At 73.1% G+C, this 17,450-nt stretch carries 17 protein-coding genes; 6 read left to right on the top strand and 11 right to left on the bottom strand.

All coding sequences use genetic code 11. The features are described from left to right. The first annotated feature begins 1 nt into the window (after position 1). Complete coding sequence (locus ABLM29_RS06470) at positions 2-883, top strand: MaoC/PaaZ C-terminal domain-containing protein (RefSeq protein WP_349713174.1); 882 nt, start codon at positions 2-4, stop codon at positions 881-883. A gap of 186 nt (positions 884-1,069) precedes the next feature. Here ABLM29_RS06470 and ABLM29_RS06475 read toward each other — a convergent pair whose 3' ends face one another. From ABLM29_RS06475 to ABLM29_RS06510, 8 genes are all read right to left on the bottom strand, one after another. Beyond that, positions 1,070-1,984, bottom strand: coding sequence for an acyl-CoA thioesterase (locus ABLM29_RS06475; RefSeq protein WP_349713175.1), 915 nt, complete (start codon positions 1,982-1,984; stop codon positions 1,070-1,072). Continuing rightward, a complete protein-coding gene (locus ABLM29_RS06480; protein WP_349713176.1) occupies positions 1,981-2,928 on the bottom strand; it encodes a proteasome assembly chaperone family protein in 948 nt (315 codons plus the stop codon). Before ABLM29_RS06480 ends, ABLM29_RS06475 begins: the two co-directional genes overlap by 4 nt. Positions 2,929-2,990: 62 nt before the next feature. Further along, a complete protein-coding gene (locus ABLM29_RS06485; protein ID WP_349713177.1) occupies positions 2,991-4,283 on the bottom strand; it encodes a hypothetical protein in 1,293 nt (430 codons plus the stop codon). Continuing rightward, positions 4,264-6,207: a 1-deoxy-D-xylulose-5-phosphate synthase gene (gene dxs, locus ABLM29_RS06490; protein WP_349713178.1), complete on the bottom strand. Its 1,944-nt coding sequence runs from the start codon at positions 6,205-6,207 to the stop codon at positions 4,264-4,266. The genes ABLM29_RS06485 and dxs overlap by 20 nt, the downstream gene beginning before the upstream one ends. A gap of 10 nt (positions 6,208-6,217) precedes the next feature. Next, on the bottom strand, positions 6,218-7,189 hold the full coding sequence (locus ABLM29_RS06495) for an SMP-30/gluconolactonase/LRE family protein (protein ID WP_349713179.1): 972 nt from the start codon (positions 7,187-7,189) through the stop codon (positions 6,218-6,220). Next, a complete protein-coding gene (locus tag ABLM29_RS06500; protein WP_349713180.1) occupies positions 7,186-7,623 on the bottom strand; it encodes an NUDIX domain-containing protein in 438 nt (145 codons plus the stop codon). The genes ABLM29_RS06495 and ABLM29_RS06500 overlap by 4 nt, the downstream gene beginning before the upstream one ends. Before the next feature lie 96 nt (positions 7,624-7,719). Beyond that, positions 7,720-8,406 (bottom strand): thioredoxin-like domain-containing protein, encoded by a 687-nt coding sequence (locus ABLM29_RS06505; RefSeq protein ID WP_349713182.1) that lies wholly within the window; start codon positions 8,404-8,406, stop codon positions 7,720-7,722. A 71-nt stretch (positions 8,407-8,477) separates the two neighbouring features. Further along, positions 8,478-9,020 carry a hypothetical protein gene (locus tag ABLM29_RS06510; protein ID WP_349713183.1) on the bottom strand — a complete coding sequence of 181 codons (543 nt, stop codon included), beginning with the start codon at positions 9,018-9,020 and terminating at the stop codon, positions 8,478-8,480. A 167-nt stretch (positions 9,021-9,187) separates the two neighbouring features. On the opposite strand from ABLM29_RS06510, the gene ABLM29_RS06515 reads away from it, so the two are divergent. Next, positions 9,188-9,586 carry a VOC family protein gene (locus tag ABLM29_RS06515; RefSeq protein WP_349713185.1) on the top strand — a complete coding sequence of 133 codons (399 nt, stop codon included), beginning with the start codon at positions 9,188-9,190 and terminating at the stop codon, positions 9,584-9,586. Between the two features lie 78 nt (positions 9,587-9,664). Here ABLM29_RS06515 and ABLM29_RS06520 read toward each other — a convergent pair whose 3' ends face one another. The 3 genes from ABLM29_RS06520 to acnA all read right to left on the bottom strand — a co-directional run bounded on the left by ABLM29_RS06520 (position 9,665) and on the right by acnA (position 13,478). Then, the gene (locus ABLM29_RS06520) at positions 9,665-9,970 is read right to left on the bottom strand and encodes an MTH1187 family thiamine-binding protein (RefSeq protein WP_349713186.1); all 306 of its coding nucleotides are present in this window, start codon (positions 9,968-9,970) and stop codon (positions 9,665-9,667) included. 43 nt (positions 9,971-10,013) lie between these two features. Then, positions 10,014-10,694, bottom strand: a complete 681-nt coding sequence (locus ABLM29_RS06525; RefSeq protein WP_349713188.1) for a hypothetical protein — start codon at positions 10,692-10,694, stop codon at positions 10,014-10,016. Positions 10,695-10,802: 108 nt separating this feature from the next. Next, positions 10,803-13,478 (bottom strand): aconitate hydratase AcnA, encoded by a 2,676-nt coding sequence (gene acnA, locus ABLM29_RS06530; RefSeq protein ID WP_349713190.1) that lies wholly within the window; start codon positions 13,476-13,478, stop codon positions 10,803-10,805. A gap of 237 nt (positions 13,479-13,715) precedes the next feature. Here acnA and ABLM29_RS06535 point away from each other — a divergent pair, with 237 nt between their 5' ends. From ABLM29_RS06535 to ABLM29_RS06550, 4 genes are all read left to right on the top strand, one after another. Next, on the top strand, positions 13,716-14,522 hold the full coding sequence (locus ABLM29_RS06535) for an ABC transporter permease (RefSeq protein WP_349713191.1): 807 nt from the start codon (positions 13,716-13,718) through the stop codon (positions 14,520-14,522). After that, positions 14,515-15,354: an ABC transporter permease gene (locus ABLM29_RS06540; protein WP_349713193.1), complete on the top strand. Its 840-nt coding sequence runs from the start codon at positions 14,515-14,517 to the stop codon at positions 15,352-15,354. Before ABLM29_RS06535 ends, ABLM29_RS06540 begins: the two co-directional genes overlap by 8 nt. A gap of 29 nt (positions 15,355-15,383) precedes the next feature. Continuing rightward, positions 15,384-16,346, top strand: a complete 963-nt coding sequence (locus ABLM29_RS06545; protein WP_349713195.1) for an ABC transporter ATP-binding protein — start codon at positions 15,384-15,386, stop codon at positions 16,344-16,346. A 154-nt stretch (positions 16,347-16,500) separates the two neighbouring features. After that, complete coding sequence (locus tag ABLM29_RS06550) at positions 16,501-17,355, top strand: sulfurtransferase (protein WP_349713196.1); 855 nt, start codon at positions 16,501-16,503, stop codon at positions 17,353-17,355. Positions 17,356-17,450: the final 95 nt, after the last annotated feature.

Raw genomic sequence — 17,450 nt, forward strand, 5'->3', positions numbered from 1 at the left:
GGTGCCGGGCGCTCCCACCACGCGCGTGGTCGACGGCTCCGGCGGCACGGCCACGATGCTGAAGGCGGCGCTGCCCGCCGTCCCCGGCGTCAACCGGCTGCCCGGGGTGCGCCGGACCGGCGACACCCTGCCGGAGATCACCGTCTCGCGGCCCCCGGTCGCGGTGGATCGCGGCCACGTCGACCGGTACGCCGCCGTCTGCGGCTTCCCGACCAAGGACGTCGCCCCGCTGCCCTACCTGCACCTGCTGGCGTTCCCGCTGCACATGGCGCTGATGACCGACCCGGCGTTCCCGTTCCCGGCGATCGGCACCGTGCACCTGGAGAACACGATCATCCAGCACCGCCCGGTGGCGATCGGCGAGAGCGTCGAGGTCGCGGTCACGGCCCGCGACCTGCGCGCCTCGACGAAGGGCCGGGCGTTCGACGTCGTCGCGTCGGCCACCGTCGACGGTGGCGTCGTGTGGGAGTCGACGTCGACCTACCTGCGGGTCGGGAAGGGCGACCCGGAGCACGGCGACCCCGGTACCGCCTTCGCGCCGGTCGAGCCGACCGCGCCCGAGTGGCGGCTGCCCGCCGACCTCGGCCGGCGCTACGCCGCCGTCTCCGGGGACCGCAACCCGATCCACCTCTACCCGCTGACCGCGAAGGCGTTCGGGTTCCCGCGCCACATCGCCCACGGCATGTGGAGCCTGGCCCGGTGCGTCGCCGCCCTGGAGAACCGGCTGCCCGACGCGGTCCGGGTCGACGTCGGGTTCAAGAAGCCGCTCTTCCTGCCCGGCCGGGTCCGCCTCGGCGTACGGGAGACGGAGGCGGGGTGGGACTTCAGCCTCACCAGCGCGTCCTCGGGCGCCCCGCACCTCCTCGGCCGAACCGGGGGTTAGGGCAGCGCGAACCGGGGGTTGGGGCAGCGCGAACCGGGGGTCAGGGCGCGCCGAACCGGCACTTGGGGCAGCCCGCGCGGCGCGAGCCCCGGTTCGGCAGGGCGCGAGCCCCGGTTCGACACGGCGCGAGCCCCGGTTCGACACGGCGCGAGCCCCGGTTCGGCGCGCCCCGAGCCCCGGTTCGGGTCAGCCGTGCGGGCGCTCCACGTCGGCGTTCGGCCGGATCAGCCCCTCCTGGGCGACGGTCGCCACCAGGGTGCCGTCCTGGGCGAAGACACGGCCCATGGACAGCCCGCGGCCGCCGCTGGCCGACGGCGACCACTGGTCGTAGAGCCACCACTCGTCGGCGCGGAACGGCCGGTGGAACCAGATCGTGTGGTCCAGCGACGCCATCTGCACCTTGGCGGGGTTGGTGTCGTGCGCCGCGAGCGAGACGCCGAGCAGCGTCACGTCGGTGGCGTAGGTGAAGGTCGCGAGGTGCTCCAGCGGGTCGTCGCTCAGCTCGCCCGCGATCCGCAGCCACACCGCGGCGCGGGAGGGCCGGCTCGCGTCGTCGCCGAGGCCGCCGAAACGCGAGTTGCCGATCCATCGCACGTCCAGGGCCGCCCACTCCTGGGCCAGGCCGTCGTCGGTGCCCCGCGACTTCATCATCTCCAGCAGGTCCACGCCCTCGCTGGGCGGCTTGACCTCCGGCATCACGTCCTGGTGGTCGAAGCCCTCCTCGGGCCGCTGGTAGTTGAGCGTCTGGTAGTAGATCGGCCGGCCGTGCTGGCGCGCCACCACGCGGCGGGTCAGGAACGACCGGCCGTCGCGGATCCGCTCGACGTCGTAGATGATCGGCACCTGGTAGTCGCCGGGGCGCAGGAAGTACGAGTGCAGCGAGTGCACGGTGTACGCCGGGTCGACGGACTTGTTCGCGGCGATCAGCGCCTGCGCGGCCACCTGCCCGCCGTAGACCCGCTGCCGGGTCGTCTCGGGCTGCTTGCCACGGAACAGGTCGACGTCCAGCGACTCCAGGTCCAGGAGGCCGACCAGCTTGCGGGTCTCCTCCTGCGCCGACTCGTGGGCGTCGGGCACCTCCGGTGCGCTGGTGTCGGTCATGCGGACCCTCCTGCCTGGCCCTCGTCGGGGCCCTCGAGCCCGGCGAGGAACTGCTCGAACTGGCGACCGAGGTCCTCACCGGTCGGGAGCGGCTCGTCCTCGGCGAGGAGGCTGTTCCCCTCCTCCTCGGCGCGGGCGAACGTGTCGTACTGCTGCTCCAGCGCGGTGACGACCTCGCCGATCTCCTCGTTGGCGGCGAGGTAGCGGGCGATGTCGCCGTCGCGCTCCTCTGCCAGCTCGCCGAGCCCGGACAGGTCGATGGTCAGTCGACCGGCGCGCTCGACGTGTTCCAGCAGCCCCTGCGAGGCGCGCGGGTAGTCGAGCTGGGCCAGGTAGTGCGGCACGTGCGCGACGAAGCCCTGCGCGTCGTGCCCCCACTCGCCCAGCCGGACCTCCAGCAGGGCCTGGGCGCTGCCGGGGATCCGCAGCTCGCCGCGCCAGGGGCTGGTGCCGGTGAGCAGGTCGGGGTTGTTGGCGTGGTGGGTGATCGCGATCGGGCGGGTGTGCGGCACCGCCATCGGCACGGCGCCGATGCCGATCACCAGGCTCACTCCGAAGCGCTGGATCACCTCCAGCACGGCGCGGCAGAAGGCCTCCCAGCGGATGTCCGGCTCGGGCCCGTGCAGCAGCAGGTACGGCGTCCCGCCGACGTCCCGGAGCAGCCGGACCACCAGCCGCGGAGCCTCGTAGGACTCGTAGTGGTCCTGCACGAAGGAGAGCGGGGGTCGGCGCGCGCGGTAGTCGTGCAGCTCGTCGACGTCGAAGGTCGCCACGACCACGCCTCCGCCCGCGGCGCCGGTCTCGACCAGGTGCGCGCACGCCACGGCGCCGGCGTTGCCGGCGTCCAGGAAGCCGTCCAGGGCCACGATCAGTCGCAGGTCGGCGGCGCCCTCGAGCTCGGGGACGTCGTCGACGATGTGGACCAGTCGGGCGGGGGTGCTCACGGGCCCAGCCTATTGCGCCGGCGACCGGAGCGGCCCACGGGGCGCGCCGCCCGCGCGCCGGGTCAGCGCCGGTAGCTGCTGGCCATCAGGGCGACGCCGCGCTGCACCAGCTGGCTCTCGGTGAGGCCGAGGCGCTCCTCGAGCGCCGTCTCCTGGTCCGCGCCGGCCGCGAGCTGGTCGAGCAGCGCCCACAGGGTCGACTCGCCGCCGGTGCTCGCCACGTACTCGCAGACCCACCAGGCCACGGCGTACCAGCCGGCGGCGTCGGGACCGGAGAACTCCGCGGCGGTCGGCAGCGCGTCCGCGTCGGCGCCGACCGCGAGCGCGGACGCCGGGAGCCGGCGCTGGGCGGGCTCCTGCGGGTGCACCGAGACGTACTCGGCGACCCCCTCGGTGATCCAGAGCGGCGCGCCGCGCCCCTCCGCGCCGAGCAGCGCGTGGGTGAGCTCGTGCCGCACCAGCCGGTCCCGGACGACGTCCTCCTGACCGAGCACCCGCGGGCTGAGCGCGATCCGGTAGCCGGCGACCGGGCTGCCGGCGTCGCCGGCGTCGGTCGGGATGGCGATGGTGAGCCCGTCGGCGCGCTCGGGGTCGCCGACCGTCTGGCTGGCCAGACCCTCCACGGAGGCGGCGTCGGAGAGGACGTAGACGACGGTGCCGAGGTCGCGGGCGGACTCGTCGGCGTTGCGGCCGTCGGGCAGCAGGATGCCGACCTCGAACCGGCCGTCGGCGACCGACTCCAGGACGTCGTCGGCCGCTCGCGCGGTGTCGGCGTCGAAGATGCCGAGCGCGTCGAGCCGCTCCTCGACGACGATCGGGCCGGTGTCCCAGGGCTGCACGCCGGCCGCGTGCTCGCGCTCCCAGCCCGCGTCGGTGGTGGAGGAGAGCAGGTAGCGCCGGCCGTGCTCGCCGAGGGTGAAGCGCCACCGGTCGCGCGTGGTGATCGGCGCGGCGTCGTACCCGTCGAGCTGGAGCCGGGTGGCGACGACCGCCCACCAGCTGCGGTCGTCCTTCGGGTCGGGGCGCACCGAGCCCGGCACCACCCGGTAGCGCAGCACCTCGACGGGGAGCTGCCCGAGGTTGTCGAAGTACGTCGACTGCTCGTCCCGGATCGCGCCCCGGCCCAGGGTGCGGGTGAATCCGCGCCGGTCCTGGTCGGTGATCGCCCGGGCGCGCTGGCGCAGCGTCGCCGACAGGTCGGCCTCGACCTCGGCGTCGGTCCGCGCGATCGGTCCCGGCGGGTCCTGGGAGCAGGCGGTGAGCGGGAGCAGGGAGAGCAGCGTCAGCAGGACCGGGACACCGAACGCACGACGACGGACGGGGCCGCGGTCGTCCTCAGCGTGTCCCGTCCGCATCGAGGAGGGCCGACCCCGTGGCCCCTTGCTCGGACTCGGCGTGCCCGTTGTCCGCCGTGATCGCGTGCACCACGTCGAGTGCGATCGTCTGCGCCGAGAGGCCGATCCGGTCCAGGATCACCGCCCGCTTGGCGTGGTCGAGGAACTCCTGCGGGATGCCGTGCAGGTGCACCGGCACGTGCACGCCCGCGTCGTTGAGCGCCTGCAGGAAGACCGCGCCGACACCGCCGACCCGGCCGTTGTCCTCGATGGTGACGACCCGGCGGAAGCCGCCGGCGAGCTCGACCAGCGTGGGGTCGAGCGGCTTGACCCAGCGCGGGTCGACGACGGTCACGCCGATCCCCTGCGCCTGGAGCCGGTCGGCGACGTCCAGCGCGACGCCGGCCATGGCGCCGACGGAGACCACGAGCACGTCGCGGGCACCGTCGCGGAACAGCACGTCGATCGGGCCGTGCTCGCCCTGGATCGTGTCGATCGCCTCGACGTCGGCCGGCGGGGCGCCCTTGGGGAACCGGACCACGGTCGGCGCGTCGGAGACCTCGATGGCCTCGTCGAGCAGCTCGGTCATGCGGGGGACGTCGCGCGGTGCCGCGAGGCGCAGGCCGGGCACGACCTGGAGGATCGACATGTCCCACATGCCGTTGTGGGAGGCGCCGTCGTCGCCGGTCACGCCCGAGCGGTCCAGGACGAAGGTGACCCCGCAGTTGTGCAGGGCGACGTCCATCAGCACCTGGTCGAAGGCGCGGTTGAGGAAGGTGGCGTAGACGGCGAAGACCGGGTGCAGGCCGCCGATGGCGAGGCCGGCCGCGCTGGTGGCGGCGTGCTGCTCGGCGATGCCGACGTCGAAGGTCCGCTCGGGGAACCGGGCCTGGAACTTGTCGAGGCCGACGGGGTGCATCATCGCGGCGGTGATCGCCACCACGTCGGGTCGGCGGGCGCCGATCTGCACCATGTGGTCGGCGAAGTGGTCGGTCCAGATCGGGCCCTTGGGCTTCTCGGCGCCCGTCTGCACGTCGAACGGCCCCGGCGCGTGGAACTGGTCGGCCTCGTGCCGCTCGGCCGGGTCGTACCCGAAGCCCTTGCGGGTCATCGCGTGCACGATCACGGGGCCGCCGAACCGCTTCGCCTGCTGGAGGGCGTGCTCCATGGCGACCCGGTCGTGGCCGTCGACGGGGCCGACGTACTTGAGGCCGAGGTCCTCGAAGAGGCCCTGCGGGGCGAGCGCGTCCTTGAGCCCGCGCTTGACGGCGTGCAGCGCGTCGTACGCCGTCGGGCCGACGCCCGGCACCGCGTTGAGCCGCTTCTTGATGAGCTCGAGCACCTGCTCGTAGCGCGGGTTGGTGCGCAGCCCGGCGAGCGCCTGGGCCAGGCCGCCGATGGTCGGCGTGTAGGAGCGGCCGTTGTCGTTGACGACGATCACCAGGCGGGAGTCGTCGGCGATCGCGATGTTGTTGAGCGCCTCCCAGGCCATGCCGCCGGTGAGCGCGCCGTCACCGATGACCGCGACCGTGTGGCGGTCCTCGCCGCGGATCGCGAACGCCTTGGCGATGCCGTCCGCGTAGCTGAGCGCGGTCGAGGCGTGGGAGTTCTCCACCAGGTCGTGCTCGGACTCGGACCGGCTCGGGTAGCCGCTGAGGCCGCCCTCGCGGCGCAGCGTGCCGAAGTCGGCGGCGCGGCCGGTGACCAGCTTGTGCACGTAGGACTGGTGGCCGGTGTCGAAGACGACCTTGTCGCGCGGGGAGTCGAAGACCCGGTGGATCGCGAGCGTGAGCTCGACGACGCCCAGGTTGGGGCCGAGGTGTCCGGTGTTGGTGGCGACCGTGCGGATCAGCAGGTCCCGGATCTCGGCGGCCAGATCGGTCAGCTGGTCCTCCGACAGGTCACGCAGGTCGCGCGGGCCGGAGATCGTGTCGAGGACTGCCATGGCGCCGAGTCTAGGCGTTGGGCCCCGGCTGGGCCGGGTCGAGGTCGTAGCGGGCCACGCCGGGCTCGTGGAGGCTGCCGAACCAGACGACGCCGTCGTGCTCCCGGACCCCGGTGACCATGTGGTACGCCGCACCCGGCTGGTCCGGGTCGAGGTCGAGGTCGTGCACCAGCCGTCCGCGGACGTCGTAGGCCTGCACCCGGACGGTGCGCTTCGGGGCGGGCTGGAGCGCGGCGGGGAGCTTGGTGATGGCCCGGCGCAGCAGCATCGGCGACCGCTGGAGCCGCTCCACGACGGGGTCGCGGGGGCTGGCGATGGTCACCCAGATCAGGCCGTCGCTGCCGCGGGAGAGGTTGTCGGGATAGCCGGGCAGGTCCGAGCACAGGCGGTCGCGCATGCCGGCGCTGGGGCCGGTCAGCCAGTACCGCACGACGTCGCGGGTGCTGGTCTCGGCGACGCAGACGAAGGAGTCGTCGGCGGCCAGCGCGACGCCGTTGGCGAACGCCAGCCCGTCCAGGACGGTGGTGCGGGTCCCGTCGGGGTCGATCCGGATGAGCCGCCCGGTGCGGGTGAGCCGGATGAAGTCGTCCTTCCACTTCTCGATCCCGAACTTCGAGGAGGAGTCGGTGAACCAGATCGTGCCGTCGGCGGCGATCGCGGCGTTGTTGCAGAAGGTCAGCTCGCGGCGCCCCTCGGCGTCCGCGCTACCCACGATGGTCTCGATCGCGCTGGTCGCCGGGTCCAGCCAGAGCAGGCCCCGGCGGGCGTCGCAGACCAGCAGGCGTCCGTCGGCCGCGAACTCCAGGCCCAGCGGGCGACCGGCGGTGAAGCCGACCTTGTCGATCCGGCGGCCATCCGGGCTGAGCCGGAAGACCGACCCGTCCTCGGTGCCCGTGTAGACGGCGCCCGCTTCGGGCCCGTGGGTGGCCACGACCACGTCCTCGGCGCCGTCGGCGGGGACCCGGATCACGGAGAAGGTCACGATGCGCTCCTGCTCAGCTCGGCGTACAGGTCGGAGTCGAGGAAGCCGCCGAGCGTCGCCGCGGCGGAGTCGCTCAGCGGGAGGCTCCGCGCCCGCGTGGGGTCCACGAAGACGATCTGCCGGCCCTCGCCGAGGACGACGTCGTCGTCCGTGGCGGTGGTGGCCGCGGCGTAGAAGGCCAGGGTGTCGAGCGAGTCGGTCTCGGGGTGGAACACGTCGAACCGGCCGTGCAGCCGCAGGTCGCCCTCGGGCACGCGCAGACCGGTCTCCTCGGCGAGCTCGCGGCGCGCGGCGTCCTCGTCGGCCTCGCCCTCCTCGACGTGGCCGCCGGAGTAGCTCCACCGCTCCGGGGCGATCAGCGCGTGCTCGTCCCGCTCCTGCAGCAGCACCCAGCCGCGGCGGTCCACGAGGACGACGCAGGCGAATCGGGTCACCGGGCCACCGTAGCGAGCCGGCCCTGGCCGCGCCGGGGATCGCCCGGGGATCGTCCGGGGATCGGCCGGGGATCACCTCGCAGGCGCGCCGGTCGCTCAGGTCAGCTTGCCCCCGCCGGGGCGGATGCCGCCCGCGCAGGAGGCGAACGGCTCCGGCGAGGTGCTGCCGTCGCCGTACGCCTCGATGAACAGGCCGATCCGCTCGTCGTCCGGACCGGTCAGCGCGAGCTGGCGGCCCCACACGGTGATCACGACCGGCGACTCCTGCTCGGGCCAGGGCGTGAGGATGCCGTTGGCGGGCAGCCAGGCGGTCAGCGCGGCGACGCCGGCCGCGTCGACCTCGCCGGGCAGGTAGCTGATCACCACCGTGCCGTGCTCGAGGTCGTGGACCAGGTTCTCGGCCGGGACCTGCGCGTCGTAGGCGCCGCAGTCGAGCCACACCGGCGCGTGCGGGCCGCCGACCGGCGGCTCCTGCGGGTAGTCGATGGGACCGCTGAGGTGGTCGCGGGAGAGATCCTCGTAGACGACGACGTCGTCGAGGTCCGCCGCCGCGAACCCGGCGGCCGGGCCACCGTCCTCGTCGCCGGCGAGGGTCACGACCGGTACGACGACCGCGACCGCCAGCACCGCCAGCGCGGCCGCGACCGCCAGGACCACCGGCAGCCCGCGGCGCCGCCTCGGCGCCGGGGGCGGGACGTGGCCGGGCGGCGGGTAGGGAGGCGGCGGGTACGCCGGGTACGACCCGGGCGGTGCGGGCGGCGGGGGCGGGGGCGCCTCGCTCACTCATGCCTCCTTCGCCGCGTCGGGTCGCGACCATTCTCCCAGCGCGGCCCGCGGACCCCGAACGCGGGGCGTCAGCGGTTCCGTTCGGCGAGGTCGGCCAGGTTCAGCAGTTGACGCCGGGCCATCACCAGGTCGCCGACACACAGCGCGCGGGCGACCGGGCCCCGATGTCGGGAGACCACCTTGAGCAGCAGCCTGGTGCCGGCCCCCGAAGACTCGGACCCGGGCTCGGACGCGGGCTCGGACGCGGGCTCGGGCACCGGCTCGACGACGTAGGACATCAGGGCACCGAGGATCCGACCGGTCAGCGACCGCCCCGGCTCGACGGCGACGATGCGCCCCTGGGCCCTGCCGCCCACCGAGGTGAAGTGCTCCCCCACCCGCGGCTCGGGGAGGCGGCGCAGGTCGGGCGGCGAGCGACGACCGAGGTTGTCGATCCAGTCGTATGCGTACGGCGCGAGGCGGATCTGCCCGACCCAGGGCCAGACCCTCGACGCGGGCGCGTGCACGGTCACGCCCCGCCACGCCGCCAACGCGGGATCCGGCATCAGGTCGTCGCACGGGTAGTGGCGACGCACCTCGTCGTCGGTCACGTTCCAGCGATCGCCGATCACTCCCCGACGGTCGCACACGAACGCTCCGCGGTCAGCCCCGCCGGACGCCCAACCGGGGCACCAGCGTCATTGGATGTGGCGCGGCCATCACGCTCCAGGGTCCGACGGTCTCCATCAACGAGGGCGCGTTCCACGTGCCGTGAGGCACCGTCGCCTACGTTCGACGCATGACCGACCTGACGCCGTACCTGCACCTCCCGGGGACCGCGCGCGAGGCGCTCGAGCGCTACGCCGACGTCTTCGGCGGCACGCTGGTGCTCAACACGTACGCCGACTTCGGGCGCACCGACGGGCCCGGTGGGGCGATCGCCCACGGGATGCTCCAGGGGCCGGTCACGCTGTTCGCCTCGGACGCGGCCGAGGGCGAGGCGACGCTGCGCACCGAGGGCGTGATGTTCGCGCTGCTCGGGACCGCGGACGCGGCGACGCTGCGGGAGTGGTTCGCGGGGCTGTCGGAGGGCGGGCGGGTCGTCGACGACCTGCAGCAGCGGCCCTGGGGGGCGTGGGACGGCCAGGTGCTCGACCGGTTCGGGATGCACTGGCTGATCGGCTTCGAGACCGACTGAGCAGCCCACGTCACATGGATCCTCGTCGGGTTCCGGCCCGTAGAGCGACCAGAATCCATGTGACGCGGCGCCACCGGGTCAGTCGCGCAGCGCCTGCTCCACCCGATCGACCTTGGCGGTCAGCTGGCCGGTGTAGCCGGGCCGGATGTCGGCCTTCAGCACCAGGGAGACCCGGGGCGAGACGGCGGCGACGGCGTCGACGGCGGCCTTGACCACCGCCATCACCTCGTCCCACTCCCCCTCGACGTTGGTGAACATCGCGTTGGTCTCGTTGGGCAGGCCGGACTCGCGGACCACGCGGACGGCGGCGGCGACGGCCTCGGCCACGCTCCCCGTCTCGTCGGCGGCGGCTCCGGTCGGGGCGATGCTGAAGGCGGCGAGCATGGCGCCCACGCTAGCGGCCGCGCCGAACCGACGCGGGGGCCGCTCAGCCGAAGGTCGCGTAGTCCCCCGGCGTCAGGAAGAAGCCGGTGCGGGTGGACTCGTCGACGCAGGTGACGCCGATCCTCTCCACCGCGCAGGTGACGGCTCCCGCGGTCACCACGGCCGGCGGGGAGACGGTCGGCGCGCCGGGCTCGCGGATCGTGTCGGTGTTGCACTGGGGCAGGGCGCCCTGGTCGGTGATCTCGATCCGCCCGACGGCGTCGCCGAGCGCAGAGCCGCAGACCTCGGGGTCGGCGACGGCGCCGCTGCCCAGCTCGCAGGCGATGAACCCCTCGAGCAGGCAGTAGACGGCGTCGCCGGGGGTGGAGAAGCGGACGTCGGCGCTGAGCGTGGCCCCCGCGGTGATCTGGGCGGTGATCCGCTTCTCCGCCTCGGCGTACGTCGCCGGGCGGGCCGCGCCACCGCTGCCGGAGTCCTCGTCGGGCTCGGCGGGCCCGTCGGACCCGCCCGCCTGGGCGCTCGGCGCGGCGCCGGTGGTCTCCGGCTCCGGAGCCTCGGTGGTCGGGGCCACCGACGTCGTGGTCGGCGCCGCGCTGGTGGTCTCCTCGGCCGGCACGGTGACCGCGGTCGGCTCGGTCGACGCGTCGCACCCGGCGACCAGCACCGACCCGAGGAGGACCGCGGGGAGGAGGAACCGGGCGGGGCGGCGGGAGCGCGTGATCACCGCGCCATCCTGCCGAGGCGGTCGCGCCGATGGTGGGAGGCGCGACGGCCCGCCACCCACGAGGGGTGACGGGCCGTCGTACCGCTCCGCGGTCAGCCGATCAGGTGATCAGGCCTTCCGCAGGTTGCGCAGCACGTACTGCATGATGCCGCCGTTGCGGTAGTAGTTCGCCTCACCGGGGGTGTCGATGCGGACCACGGCGTCGAACTCGACGTCGCCGGCCTTCACCTTCACCGTCTTCGGCGTGACACCGTCGTTGAGCGCGGTGATGCCGGTGATGGAGAAGGTCTCCTCGCCGGTCAGGCCCAGGCTCTCGGCGTTCTGGCCCGCCGGGAACTGCAGCGGGATGACGCCCATGCCGATCAGGTTCGAGCGGTGGATCCGCTCGTAGGACTCGGCGATGACGGCCTTGACGCCCAGCAGCGAGGTGCCCTTGGCCGCCCAGTCGCGGGACGAGCCGGAGCCGTACTCCTTGCCGGCCAGGACGACCAGCGGAACGCCGGCGGCCTGGTAGTTCACGCTCGCGTCGTACACGAAGGTGACGGGGCCGCCCTCGATGGTGAAGTCGCGGGTGAAGCCGCCCTCGGTGCCCGGCGCGATCTGGTTGCGCAGGCGGATGTTCGCGAACGTGCCGCGGATCATGACCTCGTGGTTGCCGCGGCGCGAGCCGTAGGAGTTGAAGTCACGCTGCTCGACGCCGTTCTCGGTCAGGTACTGACCGGCCGGGCTGTCCTTCTTGATCGCGCCGGCGGGGCTGATGTGGTCGGTGGTGACCGAGTCGCCCAGCTTGAGCAGGACGCGCGCGCCGTCAATGTCGGTGACCGGCTCCGGGGTGTCCGGCATGCCGTCGAAGTACGGCGCCTTCCGGACGTAGGTGGAGCTCGGGTCCCACTCGAAGGTGTTGCCGTCCGGCGTGGGCAGCGAGCGCCACCGCTCGTCGCCGGCGAACACGTCGGCGTAGTCCTTGGTGAACATCTCGGAGTTGATCGCGCCGGCGATGGTCTCCTCGACCTCGGCCGGGGTCGGCCAGATGTCGTGCAGGAAGACGTCGTTGCCGTCGCCGTCCTGGCCGAGAGCGTCGTTGAACAGGTCGACGTTCATGTTGCCGGCGAGGGCGTAGGCGATGACCAGCGGCGGCGAGGCCAGGTAGTTCATCTTGATGTCGGGGTTGATCCGACCCTCGAAGTTCCGGTTGCCCGAGAGCACCGAGACGACGGCCATGTCGTGCTCGTTCACCGCGGCGGAGACCTCGGGGATGATCGGGCCCGAGTTGCCGATGCAGGTGACGCAGCCGTAGCCGACGAGGTTGAAGCCGAGCTTGTCCAGGTACGGCGTGAGGCCGGCCTTCTCGTAGTAGTCCGAGACGACCTTCGAGCCCGGCGCCAGCGTCGACTTGACCCACGGCTTGCGCTGCAGGCCCTTCTCGACGGCCTTCTTGGCCAGCAGGGCGGCGCCGATCATGACCGACGGGTTGGAGGTGTTGGTGCAGGAGGTGATCGAGGCGATCGTGACCGCGCCGTTCTCCAGCTCGAAGGAGGTGCCGTCCTCGAGGGTGACCGGGACCTTGACGTCCGCGTTCTCGGAGTAGGTCGGCAGCGCCTCGCCGAACGCCGTGGCGGCGTTGGAGAGCTCGATCCGGTCCTGGGGACGCTTCGGGCCGGCGATGCTCGGCACCACGGTCGAGAGGTCGAGCTCGAGCTTCTCGGAGAAGCGGGGCTCGGCGGCCGGGTCGAGCCAGAGGCCCTGCTCCTTGGCGTACGCCTCGACGAGCGCGATCTGCTCCTCGGAGCGACCGGTGAGCCGCAGGTAGTCGGTGGTCTGGCCGTCGATCGGGAAGATCGCGCAGGTGGAGCCGAACTCGGGGCTCATGTTGCCGATCGTCGCCCGGTTCGCCAGCGGCAGCGCCGAGACGCCCTCGCCGTAGAACTCGACGAACTTCCCGACCACGCCGTGCTGGCGCAGCATGTCGGTGATGGTGAGCACCAGGTCGGTGGCGGTCGAGCCGTCCGGCAGCTCGCCGGTCAGCTTGAAGCCGACGACGCGCGGGATGAGCATGGAGACCGGCTGGCCGAGCATCGCGGCCTCGGCCTCGATGCCGCCGACGCCCCAGCCCAGGACGCCGATGCCGTTGACCATGGTGGTGTGGGAGTCGGTGCCGACGCAGGTGTCGGGGTAGGCCTGCAGCACGCCGTCGACCTCGCGGGTGAACGCGACGCGGGCGAGGTGCTCGATGTTGACCTGGTGGACGATGCCGGTGCCCGGCGGGACGACCTTGAAGTCCTCGAAGGCGCCCTGGCCCCAGCGCAGGAACTGGTAGCGCTCGCCGTTGCGCTGGTACTCGATCTCGACGTTGCGCTCGAACGCCTCGGGGGTGCCGAAGACGTCGGCGATGACGGAGTGGTCGATGACCATCTCGGCCGGCGCGAGCGGGTTGATCTTGGTGGCGTCGCCGCCCAGGTCGGCCATCGCCTCGCGCATGGTGGCGAGGTCGACGACGCACGGGACGCCGGTGAAGTCCTGCATGATCACGCGGGCGGGCGTGAACTGGATCTCCTTGTCGGGCTGCGCGGTCTCGTCCCAGCCCGCCAGCGCCTTGATGTCGTCGGCGGTGATGTCCGCGCCGTCCTCGGTCCGCAGGAGGTTCTCCAGCAGCACCTTGAGGGAGTACGGCAGCGAGGCGACGTCGAGCCCCTCGCCCTTGACGGCGTCGAGGCGGAAGATCTCGTAGGCCTTCCCCTCGACGTCGAGGGTGCTCTTCGCACCGAAGCTGTTCACGCTGGCCATAGCGTCTCCGTCCTGATTCGTTGATCCGGCTCGAGGTTCTCCCGGGGCCGGTCCGGTCGCCTCCGACCATCCTGCCGCCGCCCGCAACCGCGCCGGTAGTGAGGCAGACCTAACCGTCCGGCGGAGCGGGGCGCTCCGGGATATCTTGACATCAAGATACCGCACCTCGTGGCGCGAGCCAACCAAGGGTCCGGCGTGCCGCGTCCGAAGGGCCCGGCTCCGGTAGCGTCGCCCCTCGTGCGCGCGACGGTCCGGGTCTACTGGCGGATCCTCGTCGCCGGCTTCCGGCGCCAGTCCACCTACCGGCTCGCGGCGCTCGGCGGCCTGGTCGCCAACGTGACCTTCGGGCTGCTCAAGGTCTCGATCCTGTTCGCCACCGTCGAGGCCGCCGGCGGCGAGCTCGCCGGGTACGACGTCGCGACGATGAGCACCTACATCTGGCTCTCCCAGGGGCTGCTCGGCTCGGTCAACCTGTTCGGTCGCTCCGACCTCGCCGAGCGGATCAAGGACGGGCAGGTCGCGGTCGACTTCCTGCGCCCGGTCGACGTGCACGCCGCGTCGGTGGTCAACGAGGTCGGCCAGGCGCTCTTCGCCCTGATCCCCCGCGGCCTCCCCTCGGTGCTGATCGGGGCGCTGCTCGTCGGGATGGCCGGACCGCCCAGCCTGTCGGCGTACCTGCTCGGGGCGGTGAGCCTCCTGCTCGGGATCGTCGTCTCGGCGGCGACGGTCTACCTGGTCGGCGTCTCCGGCTTCTGGCTGGTCGAGACCCGCGGGGTGCAGGTGCTCTACATGGTCGTCTCCGGGTTCCTGGCCGGGCTGTACGTGCCGATCTATCTCTTCCCCGCCTGGCTGCAGGCGCTGGCCCAGGCGACGCCGTTCCCGGCGATGATGATGTACCCGGTCGACGTGCTGTCCGGGCGCGTCACCGGCCTCGACGCCGTCGGGCTGGTCGCCGCCCAGGTCGCCTGGCTCGTCGCGGTCGCGCTGGTCGGTCAACTGCTCACCCGCGGCGGGCGGCGCCGGCTGGAGGTGCAGGGTGGCTGACGCGCTCCCCCACGCGGGTCCTGCGGGCGTCGGCGACCGGCTGCGGCCGTACCGCGCGGTGCTCGCGTCACGCGCACGCTCGCAGCGCAGCTACCGCGCCAACTTCGCCACCGACCTGCTCAGCTCGCTCCTCGTGGGGATCATCGAGCTGGCCGAGGTGTGGGTGATCTTCCACAACGTGGTCAGCCTCGGCGGCCTGCAGTTCCCCCAGATGCTGCTGGTCTTCGGGATCGCCGACCTCTGCTTCTCCCTCGCCGACCTCTCCTTCGGCCACTGCGACAACCTGCCGACCTACCTGCGCGCCGGGACCCTCGACGTCTTCTACCTGCGCCCCCAGCCGCTGCTGCTGCAGCTGATCACCTCCGACATCAGCCTGCGCCGCCTCGCCCGGGCCTGCGTCGGCCTGACGGCCCTGGTCGCCGGGATCGCGATCAACGACATCGACTGGACGGCCGGCCACGTGGCGCTGCTGGCGCTGGCCCTGGTCAGCGCCTACGCGACGTTCTGCGCGATGTTCGTCTGGGCCGCCGGCTGCCAGTTCTTCCTGGTCGACGGCGCGGAGGCCACCAACGCGTTCGTCTACGGCGGCCGGTACGCCGCCACCCAGCCCGCGTCCGTCTGGTCCAAGCCGCTGAAGGTGCTGTTCGGCTTCGTCTTCCCGATGGCGTTCACCGGCTTCCTGCCGGTCGTCACGCTGCTCGGGCTGCCCGGGCCGGAGTGGATGCCGGGGTGGCTGGGCTGGTGCGCTCCGCTGGCCGCGGTGTGGACGTGGCTCATCGCGCTGCTGGCCTGGCGGGCCGGCGTGCGGCACTACCGCGGAGCGGGAGGATGACGGAGCCGCGGAGCGGGAGGATGACGGGGATGGGTGTGGACGGGACGATCATCGAGACCGACGGGCTGACCCGGGAGTTCTCGGTCCGCGCCGGCGTACGACGGCGACGGATCACCGCGGTCGACGACCTGTCGGTGCGGATCGCGGCGGGCGAGTCGGTCGGCTACATCGGCGCCAACGGTGCCGGGAAGTCGACCACGATCAAGATGCTCACCGGGATCCTGGTGCCGACCGCGGGGTCCGTGACCACCTGCGGCCTGCGGCCGGTCCCCGACCGGCGGCGCCTGGCCCGGGAGGTCGGCGTCGTCTTCGGGCAGCGCTCCCAGCTCTGGTGGGACCTGCCGGTGCGCGAGTCGTTCCGGATCCTGGCCGCGATCCACCATCTCTCGGCAGCCGAGGAGCGCGAGCGGTTCGACGAGCTGGTCGAGCACCTGGAGCTGGCTGACTTCCTCGGTACTCCGGTGCGCCAGCTCTCCCTCGGCCAGCGGATGCGGGCGGAGGTGGCCGCCGCGCTGCAGCACGCCCCGCGGCTGGTGATCCTCGACGAGCCGACGATCGGCCTCGACGTGCTCTCCAAGCAGCGGCTGCGGGAGTTCCTCGTCGCCGAGCGCGCCCGGCACGGCACCACCCTGCTGCTCACCACCCACGACATGGGCGACATCGAGCGGCTCTGCGAGCGGGTGCTGGTGATCGACCGCGGGCGCCTCGCGTACGACGGCGACCTGCCGGGACTGTCCCGGACCGTCGGCGCGGAGCGGGTGCTGGTGGTCGACCTCGTCGCGCCCATCGCGGACCTGCTCGGCATCCCCGCCACCCGGCACCTCGGCAGCGAGGGGAACGGGCTGCGCCAACGGCTGTCGTTCGACCCGGAGTCGACCACGGCCGCACGGGTGCTGGCCGCGATCGCGGAGCGGGTCGAGGTGCGCGACCTGGCGATCGAGGAGCCCGACATCGAGGACGTGGTGCGGCGGATCTACGCCGCGCAGCGGTGAGGGCGGCGGCTGTCCTGGCGGTTGTCCCGGCGGTTGTCCCGGCGGTTGTCCCGGCGGCTGGGCGGGGTCGTGTGCCTGAGACCCCGCTATGGGGAGGCGTCAGGCACACGACCCGACCACCGGGGGGGGCGCGCCGACGGTGCAGACTGCCGCCATGGATGCTGACGTCGACGCACTGGTCTCGGCCCCGTGGCTGCACGAACAGCTGGAGGCCGGCCGCCCCGACCTCGTCGTGCTCGACGCCAGCATCGACCCGTACCGCGGCCACACCGACGGCATCCCCGGGGCCCGGGTGTTCGACATCGACGGCGAGTTCTCGCGGGCGGACGTGCCGATCCCACACACCATGATCCCGGCGGCCCAGTTCCAGGCCCAGGTCCGCAGGCTCGGCGTCGACGCCGGCGCCCTCGTGGTCGTGTACGACGCCGCCGGGATCTACTCCAGCCCCCGGGCCTGGTGGATGTTCCGCGCGATGGGGCACGACCGGGTCGCGGTCCTCGACGGCGGGCTCCCCGGCTGGAGGTCGCACGGCTACCCCGTGGAGGCCCTCGGCGCGCCCGCCTCCGGGACCGACGACGAGCCCGACCGCCAGGGCGACTTCGTCGCGCACCCCGACCCGGGCGCCTTCGTCGACCGGGAGCAGGTGCTCGCGCTCCTCGCCGATCCCGGCGTCGCGGTGCTCGACGCCCGGTCCCGCGAGCGGTTCGAGGGCACCGCGCCGGAGCCGCGACCGGGGCTGCGCGGCGGCCACATGCCCGGCTCCCGGTCCCTGCCGCTGACCGACCTGCTCGTCGACGGGCACCTGCGCGCTCCCGGCGAGCTGGCGGCGCTCGTCGGTGAGGCTCGGGCCGACGCACAACGCATCGTCACGACGTGCGGCTCCGGCGTCACCGCCTGCGGCATCGCCCTCGCCGCGCACCTGAGCGGCGTCTCCGACCTCACCGTCTACGACGGGTCCTGGAGCGAGTGGGGGCGCCCCGACGGGCCCCCGGTCGCGTCGTGTGCCTGACAACGACCTATAGGTAGGTGTCAGGCACACGACCCGACAGACGGCGCCCACCCGACCACCGACCACCCGAGCCCGAGCCGGAGCCCGAGCCCGAG

The sequence above is a fragment of the Nocardioides sp. YIM 152588 genome (genome assembly GCF_040191335.1).
GTDB lineage: Bacteria > Actinomycetota > Actinomycetes > Propionibacteriales > Nocardioidaceae > Nocardioides.

Excerpts from the sequence above, each read along its gene's own strand:
- dxs (WP_349713178.1), bottom strand. The coding sequence starts at position 6,207 with ATGGCAGTCCTCGACACGATCTCCGGCCCGCGCGACCTGCGTGACCTG.
- ABLM29_RS06520 (WP_349713186.1), bottom strand. The coding sequence starts at position 9,970 with ATGCTCGCCGCCTTCAGCATCGCCCCGACCGGAGCCGCCGCCGACGAG.
- ABLM29_RS06485 (WP_349713177.1), bottom strand. The coding sequence starts at position 4,283 with ATGCGGACGGGACACGCTGAGGACGACCGCGGCCCCGTCCGTCGTCGT.
- ABLM29_RS06550 (WP_349713196.1), top strand. The coding sequence starts at position 16,501 with ATGGATGCTGACGTCGACGCACTGGTCTCGGCCCCGTGGCTGCACGAA.
- acnA (WP_349713190.1), bottom strand. The coding sequence starts at position 13,478 with ATGGCCAGCGTGAACAGCTTCGGTGCGAAGAGCACCCTCGACGTCGAG.
- ABLM29_RS06545 (WP_349713195.1), top strand. The coding sequence starts at position 15,384 with ATGGGTGTGGACGGGACGATCATCGAGACCGACGGGCTGACCCGGGAG.
- ABLM29_RS06515 (WP_349713185.1), top strand. The coding sequence starts at position 9,188 with ATGACCGACCTGACGCCGTACCTGCACCTCCCGGGGACCGCGCGCGAG.
- ABLM29_RS06475 (WP_349713175.1), bottom strand. The coding sequence starts at position 1,984 with ATGACCGACACCAGCGCACCGGAGGTGCCCGACGCCCACGAGTCGGCG.